The 14,017-nt window shown below is 70.0% G+C and carries 13 protein-coding genes; 6 read left to right on the top strand and 7 right to left on the bottom strand.

Annotated features, from left to right (window positions below):
• The first annotated feature begins 252 nt into the window (after window positions 1-252).
• Window positions 253-1,605, top strand: a complete 1,353-nt coding sequence (locus tag AB0K28_RS04215; RefSeq protein WP_364364887.1) for a peptide ligase PGM1-related protein — start codon at window positions 253-255, stop codon at window positions 1,603-1,605.
• Here AB0K28_RS04215 and AB0K28_RS04210 read toward each other — a convergent pair.
• A complete protein-coding gene (locus AB0K28_RS04210; protein WP_364364885.1) occupies window positions 1,577-1,762 on the bottom strand; it encodes a hypothetical protein in 186 nt (61 codons plus the stop codon). The two genes, AB0K28_RS04215 and AB0K28_RS04210, sit on opposite strands and share 29 nt — an antisense overlap.
• A gap of 128 nt (window positions 1,763-1,890) precedes the next feature.
• Here AB0K28_RS04210 and AB0K28_RS04205 point away from each other — a divergent pair, with 128 nt between their 5' ends.
• Window positions 1,891-3,030 carry a D-alanyl-D-alanine carboxypeptidase gene (locus AB0K28_RS04205; protein WP_345396073.1) on the top strand — a complete coding sequence of 380 codons (1,140 nt, stop codon included), beginning with the start codon at window positions 1,891-1,893 and terminating at the stop codon, window positions 3,028-3,030.
• Here the strand turns inward: AB0K28_RS04205 and AB0K28_RS04200 are convergent.
• Entirely contained in the window at window positions 3,019-3,987 is a 969-nt protein-coding gene (locus AB0K28_RS04200) for a YihY/virulence factor BrkB family protein (protein ID WP_364364882.1), read from the bottom strand. The genes AB0K28_RS04205 and AB0K28_RS04200 overlap by 12 nt on opposite strands.
• Before the next feature lie 350 nt (window positions 3,988-4,337).
• Here AB0K28_RS04200 and AB0K28_RS04195 point away from each other — a divergent pair, with 350 nt between their 5' ends.
• Together AB0K28_RS04195 and AB0K28_RS04190 are read left to right on the top strand one after the other, a co-directional pair.
• Window positions 4,338-5,528: a helix-turn-helix transcriptional regulator gene (locus AB0K28_RS04195; protein WP_364364879.1), complete on the top strand. Its 1,191-nt coding sequence runs from the start codon at window positions 4,338-4,340 to the stop codon at window positions 5,526-5,528.
• Between the two features lie 89 nt (window positions 5,529-5,617).
• A complete protein-coding gene (locus AB0K28_RS04190) occupies window positions 5,618-5,830 on the top strand; it encodes a hypothetical protein (RefSeq protein ID WP_345396064.1) in 213 nt (70 codons plus the stop codon).
• 99 nt (window positions 5,831-5,929) lie between these two features.
• On the opposite strand, the gene trpS is transcribed toward AB0K28_RS04190, so the two are convergent.
• Complete coding sequence (trpS, locus tag AB0K28_RS04185) at window positions 5,930-6,928, bottom strand: tryptophan--tRNA ligase (protein ID WP_345396061.1); 999 nt, start codon at window positions 6,926-6,928, stop codon at window positions 5,930-5,932.
• Window positions 6,929-6,942: 14 nt separating this feature from the next.
• The gene (locus AB0K28_RS04180) at window positions 6,943-8,256 is read right to left on the bottom strand and encodes a hemolysin family protein (protein ID WP_364364874.1); all 1,314 of its coding nucleotides are present in this window, start codon (window positions 8,254-8,256) and stop codon (window positions 6,943-6,945) included.
• Between the two features lie 86 nt (window positions 8,257-8,342).
• On the opposite strand from AB0K28_RS04180, the gene galE reads away from it, so the two are divergent.
• On the top strand, window positions 8,343-9,290 hold the full coding sequence (gene galE / locus AB0K28_RS04175) for a UDP-glucose 4-epimerase GalE (protein ID WP_364364871.1): 948 nt from the start codon (window positions 8,343-8,345) through the stop codon (window positions 9,288-9,290).
• Window positions 9,291-9,327: 37 nt separating this feature from the next.
• Window positions 9,328-9,480: a hypothetical protein gene (locus AB0K28_RS04170; RefSeq protein ID WP_364364868.1), complete on the top strand. Its 153-nt coding sequence runs from the start codon at window positions 9,328-9,330 to the stop codon at window positions 9,478-9,480.
• A 68-nt stretch (window positions 9,481-9,548) separates the two neighbouring features.
• On the opposite strand, the gene AB0K28_RS04165 is transcribed toward AB0K28_RS04170, so the two are convergent.
• The 3 genes from AB0K28_RS04165 to AB0K28_RS04155 form a co-directional block, all read right to left on the bottom strand.
• Entirely contained in the window at window positions 9,549-10,547 is a 999-nt protein-coding gene (locus tag AB0K28_RS04165) for a malate dehydrogenase (protein ID WP_364364866.1), read from the bottom strand.
• 58 nt (window positions 10,548-10,605) lie between these two features.
• Window positions 10,606-12,753 (bottom strand): transporter substrate-binding domain-containing protein, encoded by a 2,148-nt coding sequence (locus tag AB0K28_RS04160; RefSeq protein WP_364364863.1) that lies wholly within the window; start codon window positions 12,751-12,753, stop codon window positions 10,606-10,608.
• Window positions 12,754-12,914: 161 nt separating this feature from the next.
• Window positions 12,915-13,943: a polysaccharide deacetylase family protein gene (locus AB0K28_RS04155; RefSeq protein WP_364364860.1), complete on the bottom strand. Its 1,029-nt coding sequence runs from the start codon at window positions 13,941-13,943 to the stop codon at window positions 12,915-12,917.
• Window positions 13,944-14,017: the final 74 nt, after the last annotated feature.

Genomic DNA, 14,017 nt, shown 5'->3' with positions numbered 1-14,017 from the left:
CAAATGTTGGCCCGCGGCACGTCCGAAATCGCAGGTTGTCACGTTCCGTACGGGCGCTGGTGATCCCTAAATAGTCACAAGGGATCAGTAGATCGTGACCCGATGCTGCCAGTTCAAACGTGGTCAGCGATTCCGAATCCTGTCACCTTCCGTCATGGTCATCACACTTCAGCGGTTGCTGTTTTCGGGGGGATTGCGTGTTTCACTCGCTATATGATCACTAATATCCCGTTCGGGGAGAAGTATGCTGGGTTGAGCATCTTCGAGCCGGGCGAGGGGACCCTGGTGGTCGTGCCCTCGCTCTCCCTTCCGCAGGATGAGCTCCGCCGGATCACGGGGGCCAGATCCTACGAGGAGCGCCTGCTTTTCCTGCTCCTGACGCTCCGGGAGCCCGGGGTCAAAGTGGTCTACCTCTCCTCCGCGCCGGTCGATCCCGAGATCGTCGACTACTACTTCGGCTTCCTGCCCGATCCGGATGACGCCGCCAAGCGTCTGACGCTGATCAGCCTCGACGACCCCTGGTCCCAGCCGTTGACCAGGGGCGTGCTCGACCGTCCCGACGTGATCGAGCAGCTGCGCGCGGCGATCGACGGGGACGCTTGGCTGGTGCCCTTCGTGCTGAGCGAGCTCGAGGAGGAGCTGGCGTCGCTACTCAGCGTGCCCCTCTACGGACCCGCCACGTCCCTTTCCTATTACGGCTCCAAGAGCGGGGCCAGAGAGGTGGGACATGAGGCGGGCGTCCCGATGGCCCGGGGCTTCGGCGACGTGCGCACGGCACTCCAGATCGAGGAGGCCATCGAGGCCCTGCCGGGCGACCGGGTGATCGTCAAGCTCAACGACGGCTACTCGGGGCTCGGCAACGCCATCGTCACCAGGTCCGACCGGTCGCTGATCAGCTTCTCCGCCGACGGCGAGGACTGGGGCAGCTTCACCGCGAAGATCAGGGAACGGGGTGCGGTGGTCGAGGAGTTCATCGAGCACCGGCCGCTGTACTACCCGAGCGCGCTGGCCGGCATCACGCCCGGCGGGCACGCCAGGGTGCTGGCCACCCACGACCAGGTGCTCGGCGGCCCGAACGGCCACGTCTACCAGGGCTGCACGTTCCCGGCCGCGCCGGAGTACCGCGCCGAGGTGGGCGCGTCGGCGGGCCGCATCGCGCAGGTGCTCGCGGAGCGCGGCGTGGTGGGCCTGTTCGGGATGGACTTCTTCGCGCTCAAGGCCGACGCCGGGTACGCGGCGCTGCTGTGCGAGATCAACCTGCGCATCGGGGGCACCACGCACCCGTACGGCGCCGCCGTCCTGACGACCGGCGCCACGTACGACCAGGCCACCGGCCACCTCATGTCAGGCGACCGGCCGAAGTACTACACCGCGACCGACAACTGCGCCTCGGCCTGCCTGCGCGGGCGCACGCCCGGCGAGCTGATGCGGAAGGCGGACCGGCTGGGCGTCGGCTTCGACGCCGAGCGGCGTACCGGCAACGTGTTCCACCTGCTCGGGGCCATCCCCGAGCACGGCAAGCTGGGCTTCACCACGATCGGCGACTCCCGCGAGGAGGCCGACGAGCTGCACGCGCTCACCCGCCGCCTCCTGTGCGGCCCTTGATCCCGCTGCCCCCGCCGCGCAACGCGCGCCAGCCGATCACCCCCAGGACGACCCCGAGCACGATGTTCACCGCGATCAGCACGCCGTGCACCACGTAGAACGCGGTGGGGTGGCCGTCGGCCAAGTTAAACCCGAGGTTCACCCACTCGAAGATCATGAATGCGCCTAGGATGATGAGGAATCCGGCGATCTTTCGTGACACATGTGCCTCTCTAGCATCGAACGTGGATCTTCGGGGGATGTGTCGCCACATGTGCACTATCACGGAGCTACGCTGAGACCGCCATGTGGACGAAACTCGTGCCGGTCACGGCACTCATCGCCTCGGTCGCGCTCACCGGCGGGACCGCGCACGCCGAACCGACGACGCCGGTCGGCGGCGAGGCGCTGGGCAGCCGCGGCCTGGTCGCCCCCGCAGGCGTCAAGAAGCCGCCCAAGAGCAAGGCTACTTCGTACGTCATCGCGGACGCCGACACGGGCCAGGTGCTCGCGGCCAAGGACGCCCACGGGCACTACCTGCCGGCCAGCACGCTGAAGACGCTCACCGCGCTCACGCTGATCCCCAAGCTGGACAAGAACCGCAAGATCAAGCCCAGCAGGAACGCGTGCAACCAGGAAGGCAGCGCGGTCGGCCTGTCACCGAAGGTGTCGTACAAGATCGAGGACCTGTTCAGGGCGCTGATGATGTCGTCCGGCAACGACGCCGCGATGGCGCTGGCCGAGACGAACGGCGGCGTGGCCAAGACCATGGCCGACATGAACGCCGAGGCCAAGCGGCTGCAGGCGTTCGACACGGTGGCCAAGACGCCGAGCGGCCTCGACGAGAAGGGGCAGCGCAGCTCGGCGTACGACCTGGCGCTCATCGCCCGCGCCGGCCTGGCCAACCCCGACTTCCGCCGCTACATCAGCACCAAGACCGCGAAGTTCCCGGCGCCCAAGGGCCACTACGAGATCAGCAACCACAACAAGCTGCTCTGGCGCTACGACGGCATGATCGGCATCAAGAACGGCTGGACGTCGAAGGCGCGCGCCAGCTTCGTCGGCGCGGCCACCAGGGGCGGCCACACGATCGTGGTGAGCATCATGCGGCACGAGGGCTTCTTCTGGGACGAGGTGTCCAAGCTGCTCGACTGGGGCTTCTCCGTACGCGGCAAGGCGGCCCCCGTGGGACGCCTGGTGGACCCGTTGCCCGCCACCGCGCTCGCGGGCCCGCACACGGCCGCCACAGCCACTCCCACGACCGCTCCGTCCGGCGGGGCGTCCGTCACTCCGGCCGCGCAGCCGCCGCTGCTCGACACCGCCGCGTCCAAGCAGACCGACTCCACCAAGATGGTCGGCTCGATCGTGATCGGCGGCGGGCTGCTGTTCGGGCTGATCTGGCTGGGGTTCGGCATCCGCCGCAGGCGCGGCCGCTCAGGTCTCTGACGCCTGCGCCCGCTCCGCCTCCTCCTGAGCCTGCTCGACGGCGGGAATGGGGGACGGAGCGGGCGGCGGGCTGAACCCCGCGGTGGCCGTCCACGCGGCCACGAACAGCACGAGCCTGGCCGAGAAGTTCATCCACACCAGCAGACCCACGATGACGGCGAAGACGCCGTACAGGGCGGAGTTGCCGAGCGTGGTGGCCAGCAGCAGCGTCGCGATCTGCTTGAGCACCCCGAACCCGATCGCGCCCAGCAGCGCGCCCTTGGCGATCACCCGGAACGGCTGCCCGGTCCGCGCCACCCAGCCCAGCAGGATCACGAACAGCAGCCAGTCGGCCCCCACGCCGGCGCTCACGCCCGCCGCGCGGAAGCCGAGGTTGGCGAGCACCGACTCCTGGCCGAACAGGAAGTGCATGACGTTGTTCGTCGCCGTGGTGGCGAACCCGGCGACGAGCACGGACGAGATCGCGGTCACGCCGATCAGCAGCAGCGAGACCAGGTCGCGCAACTTGCCGACGAGGAAGCCGAGCGGCGGCACGGTGGTCATGTACATCTCGCGCAGGGCGCCGCGCAGCGCGTCGAGCGCCCCGAGACCCGCGTAGAGCAGGCCGAGCAGGCCGATGATGCCGGCGGTCTCCTTGGCCGTGGCGATGGCGGTCAGGTCGAGCTGGTCGGAGATGCCGGGCAGGCGTTCCTCGATGGCCTTGGTGAGCGCGTACTTGGTGGTCTCGCTGGTCGCCACCACGAAGCCGAGCACCGCGTACGAGAGCGCCACCAGCGGGAAGAACGACAGGAACGCGAAGTAGGTGACCGCGCCCGCCAGCCGGTCGCCCGACTGGAGCTGGTAGCGCTGCACCGCCCTGATGAGGTGGTCGAGCGCGGGCCGGCGCACCCGCCAGTCGTTCAGCCTGCCGCGCCCCCGCGCCTTGGCCGCCGCCACGCGCTCCGTCAGACTCGCCATCTCACCCTCTCACCCCGGGCCCGGGGCGGTGATCAGGCCACGACCACCGCGCGGGCATTGTCGGCCAGGGCGGCGACGACCGTCGCCACCTCATGATGGAGCAACTGCCCAGCACACTTGACGGCACGCCCGGCGACGAAGAGAGCCGCAGCGCATCGAGGCGGCCGACGCCCTCCGCGAGGTCCTCGCGCCCCTCGGCGGGCGCCGCCTCCGCCGACCGAAAAACGCGAGCGTTTCACGCGTTCCACACCCCCCGATAGGGCCTCTGAGCAGGGCGGAAACCAGGACGGCCGGACAGCGGGAGCCCTAGCCTTTGGGATGTTCCGACCGACCCAGGAGGCGTCCCGCCCATGGCCGAAATCAGCACCGGGCACATGGTCAGGCTCCAGCGCGAGCGAAGAGGCATGAGCACCACCGCGCTGGCCACGCAGTCCGGCTGCACCCCCAGGCACATCGAGCTGATCGAGCACGGCAAGCGCACCCCCTCGCTCCCCCTGCTCAGGGAGATCGCCAAAGTGCTCGGCGTCCGCACCGCGGTCCTGCTCGGCGAGACCCCGCGCGACTCGCACGAGCCCAGCAGGCCGCAGATCGGCGACATCGAGCGGGCCCTGTTCACCAGCCGCTCGCAGACGCCCGACATCGAGCCGCCCGACGCCGACCAGCTGGCCGAGCGGGTGGCCGCCGCCCGCAACGCCTGGTTCGCCTCGACGCACCGCTACTCCATCCTCATGGCCGCGCTGCCGTCGATCATCACCGACGCCGAGAGCCTCGCCCTGGAGCGCACGCCACGGGCCTGCGGCGTGGCGACCGACGCGTATCTGCTGGCCCGAGGTGTGCTCAAGCACCTGCGCAGGGTGGACCTCGCGCACCTGGCCGCCGACCGGGCGATGCGCTTCGCCGAGGAGTCGGAGGACCCGCTGATGACGGCGTGGGCGTACTGGAGCCTCGGGCAGTCGATGCTCTCCGACGACATGCACGAGATCGCGTACGACGTCGCCCGGCGCGGCCTCGAACTCCTCGAACCCCACCTCGCCGAGGGCGACGAGCGGCACACCAAGGCGCTCGGCGCGCTCCACCTGCTCGCCGCCATCGGCGAGGCCCGCATGGGCGACGACGACACCGCCAAGGAGCGCCTGCGCGGCGCCGCCGCCCGGCTGGCCGAGCGGGTCGACGACACCTCAAGCGGCTACGACCTGGCCTTCTTCGGCCCCACGAACGTCGCCATCCACATGGCCAGCATCGAGAACGACATCGGCCGCCCCGAGGCCGTGCTGCGCATCGCCGACGACATCGACCTGCGCCGCACCCCGTCCATCGAGCGCCGCACCACCCATCTCGCCCAGGTCGCCCGCGCCTGCGAGGACCTCGGCGACGACGCCGCGAGCCTGCTCCACCTGCTGCGCATCGAGCGGGAGAGCCCCGAGGAGCTCGACCACAAGCTGCTGCTGCGCGAGATGGTCAGGTCGCTGGCGCGGCGGGCCCGCCCGTCGTGGGCCCCCGAGGTACGCCACCTCGCCGAGCGCCACCACATCACGGTCTGAACCCCGAACTCCGAGTTCGGTCACTGCGAACGGGGAGATCCTTCGCCGGAGTTCGTCACCGTCAGGCGCTGGAGTGCCACGCTGCGTCCATGACCACAGCGCCGAGTGCCGATTTCGTCATGGAACACCTGCTCCAGGAGGCCACGCGGGAGTTCCCCGGATGGTCGTTCGAACGCGACCGCTCGGGCTGGACCGCCACCCGCGACGGGACCCGCCTGCACAGGCCCAGTCTGGCCGCCCTACGCGCCATCCTGCGCGTGCACCGAGCCGTCCGCCACGACCCGGAGTGCCCGTGCGCCTAGTGCGCCCGTCGCGAGCCGGCACTTCCCCGCGCCCGGCCCGCGACGGCGAAGGGCCAGGACCGCCGACGGCGGTCCTGGCCCTTCAGCGAGCCGGTGCGGTCAGAGCAGGAAGCCCACGCGGTCGCGCACCTGCTCCATCGTCTGCCTGGCCACCGCCGACGCGCGCTCGCCGCCGATCGCGAGCAGCCGGTCGAGCTCCTTCTCGTCGGCGAGCAGCTTCTCCGTGCGCTCCCTGATCGGCGTGAACGTCTCGACCACCGCTTCCGCCACGTCCTTCTTGAACGTGCCGTAGCCCTGGCCCTCGTAGCGGGCCACCAGCTCGGGGATGGGCGTGCCGGTCAGCGCGGACTGGATGCGCAGCAGGTTGGAGATGCCCGGCTTGTTCTCCTCGTCGAACAGCACCTCGGAACCGGTGTCGGTGACCGCGCGCATGACCTTCTTGCGCAGCGGCCCCGGCTGCTCCAGCACGTCGAGGATGCCCGCGGGGCTGGAGGACGACTTCGACATCTTCGACGTCGGGTCCTGGAGGTCGGTGATCTTCTCGACCTCCTTCGGGATGAACGGCTCGGGCAGCGTGAACGTGTCGCCGAAGCGGTGGTTGAAGCGCTGCGCGAGGTCGCGGGTCAGCTCGAGGTGCTGCTTCTGGTCGGCGCCCACGGGAACGCTGTCGGCCTGGTAGAGCAGGATGTCGGCGGCCTGCAGGATCGGGTAGGTGAACAGGCCGACGCTGGCCGCGCTCTCGCCGAACTTGGCCGACTTGTCCTTGAACTGCGTCATCCTGGCCGCCTCGCCCATGCCGGTGAGGCAGATGAGGATCCACGCCAGCTCGGTGTGCTCACGCACGTGCGACTGCACGAAGACCGTCGACCGCTCGGGGTCGAGCCCGGCGGCGAAGAGCTGGGCCGCGGCCACGCGGCTGCGGCGGCGCAGCGCGGCGGGCTCGGTCGGCACCGTGATCGCGTGGAGATCGACCACGCAGTAGAACGCGTCGTGGGTCTCCTGCAACGTGACCCACTGACGGAGCGCACCCAGGTAGTTGCCCAGGTGGAAAGAGTCCGCTGTGGGCTGGATGCCGGAGAGAACACGAGGTCTGGCCATAGCAGGCAATTGTGTCAGGAATCCTGCTCAGGTGCCGACTCGACGGCCGGTCGGCGTTTCACCCTGACGCGGGCGATCCTGCGGCCGTCCAGCTCGGTCACGGCCAGCTCGAAGCCGCTGAACTCCACCCGCTCGCCCACCGCGGGCACGTGGCCCAGCATGGCCATGACGAAGCCGGCCAGCGTCTCGTACGGGCCGTCCGGCAGCCTGATGCCGGTCTCGGTGGCGAAGTCGTTGAGGTTGGTCAGGCCGTCGATCTCGATCTCGCCGGCGGGCAGGACGACGACGTCCTCCTCGAGGTCGTACTCGTCCCTGATGTCGCCGATCAGCTCCTCCACCAGGTCCTCCATGGTGACGATGCCGGCCGTGCCGCCGTACTCGTCCACCACGATCGCCAGGTGCTGGCCCTCGTCGCGCATCTCGTTGAGCGTGGTGAGCAGGCGCTTGGACGCGGGCACGAACTTGGCCGTCCTGATCGGCACCACCGCGCTGATCGGCTCGGTCCGCCCGATGAGCTCCGGGTCCAGCAGGTCACGCACGTGGACGAAGCCCACCACCTCGTCGTACGACTCCCGGTAGACGGGGAAGCGCGAGTGCGGCAGTGTGGCGGCCAGCCTGGCGGCCTCGGTCAGCGGCGTGTCGGCGTCCATGAACTCGACCTCGGTACGCGGCAGCATCACCTCCCTGAGCTGCCGTTTCCCGGCGGCGAACACCTCGGCGATGAGCTTGCGCTCGTCGGCGGTCAGGTCGGTGTGTCCCACCACCATGTCGCGCAGCTCCTCGGTGGTGACCTCCTCCCTGTCGGCCGACGGGTTGCCGCCGAGCAGCCGGACCACGAGGTCGGTCGACTTCGACAGCATCCAGATGACCGGGCGCGACAGGGCGGCGATGCGGTCGAGGAAGGGCGCCACGAGGAGCGACAGGCCCTCGGTGCGCTGCAGCGCCAGCCGCTTGGGCGCCAGCTCGCCGAGCACCAGCGACACGTACGAGATCGCCAGCGTCACCAGCACCAGCGCGAGCACGGGCGCGACGGCCTCGGGCACCTGCCAGCTCACGAGCACGGGCTCGAACTGGGCGGCGAGCCGGTCGGCGCCGAACGCGGCCGACAGCATGGTGGCCACGGTCACCCCGATCTGCACGGCCGACAGGAACCTGTTGGGGTCCTGGGCCAGCTTGGCCACCCGCTCGCCGCGCCTGCCCTGCTGGGCGAGCTTGCGCACCTGGCTGTCGCGCAGGGAGACCATGGCTATCTCGGCGGCGGCGAAGAAGCCCCCGATCAGAATGAACAGCAGGACCAGGGCGATGTTGGCCGCGACGGTGTCAAACATGGTGGTTGGCAGCGTACTCGCCGGGTCTCCCGCGTATGCTGAACGGCAAGCCTTACAAAATCAAACATATCTCCACAGGAGTGCACATGAGACTGCTGGTCACCGGAGGGGCCGGATACGTCGGCAGTGTCGTCGCCGCCCAGCTCGTCGAGGCGGGACACGAGGTGACCGTGCTCGACGACCTGTCCACCGGGCACGAGGACGCGGTGCCCGAGGGCGCGCGGTTCGTGCGCGCCGACATCGCCGAGGCCGGGCAGGCGCTCGACGGCGTGGACGCGGTGCTGCACTTCGCCGCCAAGTCGCTGGTCGGCGAGTCGGTGCAGCAGCCTGCGCGCTACTGGGCCAACAACCTGGGCGGCACGCTGGCGCTGCTCGACGCCATGCGGGAGCACGGCGTGGGCCGGATCGTGTTCTCTTCGACGGCGGCGACGTACGGGGAGCCCGAGCGCTCGCCCATCGAAGAGAGCGATCCCACGCGCCCGACCAATCCCTACGGCGCGACCAAGCTGGCCGTGGACAGCGCGCTCACCGCGTACGCGGGCCTGCGCGGCCTCGGCGCGGTGAGCCTGCGCTACTTCAACGTGGCCGGCGCCTACGGCCGCTACCGCGAGCGGCACGCGGTCGAGACCCACCTGATCCCCAACGTGCTCAAGGTCGCGACGGGCGAGCGCGAGTCGGTCAGCGTGTTCGGCACCGACTACCCCACGCCCGACGGCACCTGCGTGCGCGACTACATCCACGTCGCCGACCTGGCCAGGGCCCACCTGCTCGCGCTGGAGTCGATCACGCCCGGCCGGCACGAGATCTACAACCTGGGCAGTGGCGCCGGCTTCTCCGTGCAGGAGGTGATCTCGGTCTGCCGCGAGGTCACCGGGCACGAGATCCCGGCGGTGGTCGGCGAGCGGCGGCCCGGCGACCCCGCCGTGCTGGTGGCGTCGTCCGCGAAGATCCAGCGTGAGCTGGGGTGGAAGGCCGAGCGGCCGGCGCTGCGCGACATCGTCGCCGACGCCTGGGGAGCGCTTTCTCGGAAATGACCCTACGCGTGTGCGATCTGTGCTGTGATACGCAAATGTGAGGAGCTTTTCACCAAGGGTCACGAAGCTGCTCTTCGTCGCCCTCGTCGTGACGGGCAGCCTCCTGACCGCCGCCGGTGTGGTCTTCGCCACGCCCGGCCCCGTACCGGCCGCCGACCCCGCGCCGAGCGACGAGGCGGCCACTCCGTGACCGGCTGACCCCCGGGACGCGAACGCGCGCCCCCCGCGAAGCGGAAGGCGCGCGTCAGCGAAAGTACGTCAGATGAGGCCGAGGTCCTTGACCGCCTGGCGCTCCTCCGCCAGCTCGCGCACGCTGGCGTCGATGCGCTCGCGGGAGAACGGGTCGATCTCGAGACCCTGGATGATCTCGAACCTGCCGTCGGCCGCACGCACCGGGAAGGACGAGATGAGCCCCTCGGGCACGCCGTAGGAGCCGTCGGAGACCACGGCGGCCGAGGTCCACTCGGTGCCGTTGACCCAGTCGTGGACGTGGTCGATCGCGGCGTTGGCCGCCGAGGCGGCCGAGGACGCGCCGCGCGCCTCGATGATGGCCGCGCCGCGCTTGGCCACGGTCGGGATGAACGTCTCGCGCAGCCAGTCGCCGTCGACCTGCTCGGCCGCGACCTTGCCGCCCACCTCCGCGTGGAACAGGTCGGGGTATTGCGTCGCGGAGTGGTTGCCCCAGATCGTCATGTGCTTGATCTCGGTGACCGGCACCTGGAGCTTGGCCGCGAGCTGCGACAGCGCGCGGTTGTGGTCGAGGCGGGTCATCGCGGTGAAGCGCTCGGCCGGGACGTCGGGAGCGTTCTGCTGGGCGATCAGCGCGTTGGTGTTGGCCGGGTTGCCCACGACCAGGACCTTGATGTCGTCGGCCGCGTGGTCGTTGATGGCCTTGCCCTGCGGGCCGAAGATGCCGCCGTTGGCGCCCAGCAGGTCGCCGCGCTCCATGCCGGCCTTCCTGGGCATGGCGCCGACCAGCAGCGCGACATTGGCGCCGTCGAAGGCCACGTTGGGGTCGTCGGTGATCTCGATGCCGGACAGCAGCGGGAACGCGCAGTCGTCCAGCTCCATCGCGGTGCCCTCGGCCGCCTTCACCGCCGCCGGGATCTCCAGCAGGCTCAGCTTCACCGGCGTGTCGGCGCCGAGCAGCTGCCCCGACGCGATGCGGAACAGCAATGCGTAGCCGATCTGGCCGGCGGCTCCGGTGACGGTCACCTTGACGGGCACCTTGACGGGCTCAGTGGCTGACGACGCCATGGCCTTCCCCTAACTCGCAGCGAGAATCATTGACGTTCGGGATGTTACCCGCTCGTCATCAGCAGGTTTCCATCGCGGGCACCTTGAGCTCCTCCTTGAAGTCGACCCTGCCGAAATAGCTGGTCAGGAGCTGCTCCATGACGCCCTTGGCGTACATGTCGGCGATCACGCCCGACACGGCCTTGCACGTCTTGACGTCGCCGTCCTTGATGCCGACCGCGTAGCGCTCGTTGCTGAGCTTGGCGCCGAGGATCTTGAAGCGCTGGTTCTCGCGGGCCGCGAACCCGGCGAGTATCAGGTCCTCGCCGGGCACCGCGCTCACCTTGCCGGTGCGCAGCAGGTCCATGCAGGCGGCGTAGTCGCTGGCCGCGACCGGCTTGACCGGCACGCGGTCCTGGACGGCGCCGACCGACGGGCTGTTGAGCGCGCACACCCGCTTGCCCTTGAGCTCGTCGATGTCGTCGATGTCGCCGGCGCGCACCAGGACGTCCTGGTGGGCCAGGTAGTAGGGCCCGGCGAACTGGGTGTCGCTCCTGTCGATCGAGTACGTCGCCACGACCAGGTCGACCCGGCCCTCGGCCAGCGCGGACGCCCGGTCGTCCCGCCCGACCCTGACGAACGTCGTCTCCCTGGCGCCCAGCTCGGCCGCGATGCGCTTGGCGACGTCGACGTCGAAGCCCTCGAAGGAGCCGCCGTCCTGCAGCCCGATGCCCGGCAGGTCGCCCTTGACCCCGATCACGATCTTCCCGGTCTGGGCCACCTTGTCCACGACCGACGTGGCCGCACCGCCGGAGTCCTGCGGCGGCGGATCGACCTGCTCGAAGAAGGCGAGCGGGCGCCAGCCGTTCGCTAACAGCGCCAGTGCGGCGGCGGCGAGCAGCACGAGCACGGTGGCCACCGCGATCCACAGCCTGGCCCGCCCGCGCCGTGCGGGCGCGGCGGGCCCGGTCGGCGCGTACGGCGCCGCACCCCCCTCCGGCCCCACGCCGCCCGGGTGCTGCCCGGGGCCGGTCGGCGCGTTCTGGAGCGCTGATGCCCCAGCGTGGGGAGCCGTGTGGGGAGCCGCGTGGGGAGCCGGCAGATGCGGGACCTGGGCGCCGGTGTGCGGACCTGGGACGGCCTGCGAGCCCGTGTGGGAGCCGGTCTGGGGGCCGGTTGGAGGGCCGCCGGTCTGAGGGCCGGTCTGGGGGCCGGTCTGGGGGCCGGTCTGGGGGCTCTGCGCGGGCTGGGGGCTCTGCTCGGTCTGGGGGCCGGTCGGGGCGGGCTGGGCCGGGGAGGCGCCCGTCACGCCGGGACGGTCGGTGATCGAACCCGCCGACACCCGCAGGAACGGCGTGGTGTCGTCGCTCGCCACCTGCACGCCCTTGGTCAGCACCGCCGTCGAGGCGCCCGCCGTGGACGACTGGCCGAGCAGCCGCAGCAGGATCTGGTCGGCGGACGGCCGGTCGGCCGGGTTCTTCGCCAGCGCCGAGCTCACCACGCCGCGCAGCGGCTCGGCCATCATGGTGACGTCGACCTCGTGGTTGAGTATGCGGTTGAGCACGACCGCGATCGACTTGCCCTCGAAGGCGACCTGCCCCGTGGCGGCGAACGCGATGGTCGCGCCCCAGGAGAACACATCGGTGTAGGGCCCGATGTCGTCGCCGGCGATCTGCTCGGGCGCCATGTAGGCGGGCGTGCCGATGGCGCGGCTGGTGATCGTACCGGTGGAGTCGATGATGCGGGCGATGCCGAAGTCGACCACGCGCGGCCCGTCGGCGGCGATCAGCACGTTGTCGGGCTTGAAGTCGCGGTGCACGATCGAGGCGTGGTGGATGGCGGTGAGCGCGGTGGCGGTGCCGATGGCCAGCCGGTCGAGCACGGTGCCGGTGAGCGGCCCGTCGGTCTCGACGATCTCGCGCAGCGGCCGGCCGTCGATGTACTCGCTCGCGATGTACGGCGTGTCACCGTCGAGGTCGGCCTCGATGACCCGCGCCGTGCAGAACGACGCCACCCGCTGCGCCGCCTTCAGCTCCCGCGCGAAGCGCGAGCGCGCGATCGTGTCACCGCTGAACTTGACGTGCAGCAGCTTGATCGCGGCCCGCTCACCCTGGTTGTTGACCCCCAGATAGACGATGCCCTGCCCGCCCTCCCCGACCCGTCCTGACAGCCGGAAGGACCCCAGCTCGGTGGGATCGCCGGCGACCAGCGGCGAGATCTGCGGCATTCGTCATCCCCACGTGTACTGAACCCATCGACGCAAACTTTACGACGCTCAGCAACTTCTCAGGGATCGGTTGAGGCTTAGGTACGTCACGGGTTCGCCTCTTTCCCGCCCCGGCGCCGATCTCCGGCGCCGGGGTTGACGTGGGTCGCGGGTGAGGCCGATCAGTAGGGCAGGCTCCAGGTCGCGAACGCCTTGCGCAGCGAGGGCGCCTTGAACTTGGGATACGCCACCGTACGCGGGTCACCGTCGGAGGTGTAGCGCATGTCCGGGTTCTTCTTCAGCCAGTCGAGCCACGCCTCGGAGCAGAACTGGGCGCAGTCGCCCTTCTTCTCCATGACCTTGATCCTCGGGATGCCGGCCGGGTCGAACGCCTTGCTGAACGGCGCCGGTGCCGGGGTGTAGCCGGCCAGGAACGCGCCCGCGTGCTTGTACGCCTTGCCGCGCAGCGCCCAGTTCTTCTTGCTCGGCTGGTTGCCGTACGGCAGGGCGATGGTGACGGGCTTGACGTACGACAGGGCCTCGATCTCCTTGCCGATCGAGCCGATCTGCTCCTCGACCTCCTTCTGCGAGCGGCCCCGCAGGTTGAAGTGGTCGCGGGTGTGGTTGCCCAGCTCGAAACCGTTGTCCTTGAGCCACAGCAGCGCCTGGGCCTGCTCCTCGCGCACGGTCTTGCCGAACATGTCGCGCGTCACGTAGAAGGTGGCCTTCGGCTTCCAGCCGGGGTGCGCGGCGGCCACCTCCTTCAGGATCGCCACCGCGGTGTCCTTCTGCGGCACGCCCATCGCGTTCAGGGTGAGCTGAGAGGGCGACGAGTCGTCGAACGTCAGCACCACGGGGTGCTTGCCGGCCGGGATGTCGATCTTGCCGGTCACGAGTTCGGCGGCCGAGACGGGCACGTAGCCCTCTTTCACCAGGCGTTCCAGATCGGCCCTGAACTGCTGGGGCGACCGGTCGTCGGTGGTCTGCGGCTTGGGCACGATGCGGTGGAACATCAGCACCGGGATCTGCCCCAGCTCGTTGGCCTTCACCGCGGCGGCCCGCTTCACCTTGGCCGCCCTGTCCGCCTTGGCCTTGGCCGCCGCGTCGACCTTGTTGTTGGTCAGCTTGGCGGTCTCGGGCTGAGAGTCGCAGCCCGTGAGGAGAGCGGCGGCGATGAGCGCCCCCAGCCCACTCAGATAACGCAGTCGCATCCTTACCCCCCGAAACGCGTACGACTGTTCTGAGCTGGCTCTTACCCACGTGATCAACTACGCCACGCCGCCCT

This window comes from Nonomuraea sp. NPDC049504, assembly GCF_040676845.1.
Taxonomy (GTDB): Bacteria; Actinomycetota; Actinomycetes; order Streptosporangiales; family Streptosporangiaceae; genus Nonomuraea; species Nonomuraea salmonea.
This window is presented reverse-complemented; position numbering and strand designations above follow the sequence as displayed.

Coding starts and splice junctions, on each gene's coding strand:
- trpS (WP_345396061.1), bottom strand. CDS start 6,928: ATGGCCAGACCTCGTGTTCTCTCCGGCATCCAGCCCACAGCGGACTCT.
- AB0K28_RS04190 (WP_345396064.1), top strand. CDS start 5,618: ATGACCACAGCGCCGAGTGCCGATTTCGTCATGGAACACCTGCTCCAG.
- AB0K28_RS04195 (WP_364364879.1), top strand. CDS start 4,338: ATGGCCGAAATCAGCACCGGGCACATGGTCAGGCTCCAGCGCGAGCGA.
- AB0K28_RS04200 (WP_364364882.1), bottom strand. CDS start 3,987: ATGGCGAGTCTGACGGAGCGCGTGGCGGCGGCCAAGGCGCGGGGGCGC.
- AB0K28_RS04155 (WP_364364860.1), bottom strand. CDS start 13,943: ATGCGACTGCGTTATCTGAGTGGGCTGGGGGCGCTCATCGCCGCCGCT.
- AB0K28_RS04210 (WP_364364885.1), bottom strand. CDS start 1,762: ATGATCTTCGAGTGGGTGAACCTCGGGTTTAACTTGGCCGACGGCCAC.
- AB0K28_RS04180 (WP_364364874.1), bottom strand. CDS start 8,256: ATGTTTGACACCGTCGCGGCCAACATCGCCCTGGTCCTGCTGTTCATT.
- AB0K28_RS04205 (WP_345396073.1), top strand. CDS start 1,891: ATGTGGACGAAACTCGTGCCGGTCACGGCACTCATCGCCTCGGTCGCG.
- AB0K28_RS04160 (WP_364364863.1), bottom strand. CDS start 12,753: ATGCCGCAGATCTCGCCGCTGGTCGCCGGCGATCCCACCGAGCTGGGG.
- AB0K28_RS04165 (WP_364364866.1), bottom strand. CDS start 10,547: ATGGCGTCGTCAGCCACTGAGCCCGTCAAGGTGCCCGTCAAGGTGACC.
- galE (WP_364364871.1), top strand. CDS start 8,343: ATGAGACTGCTGGTCACCGGAGGGGCCGGATACGTCGGCAGTGTCGTC.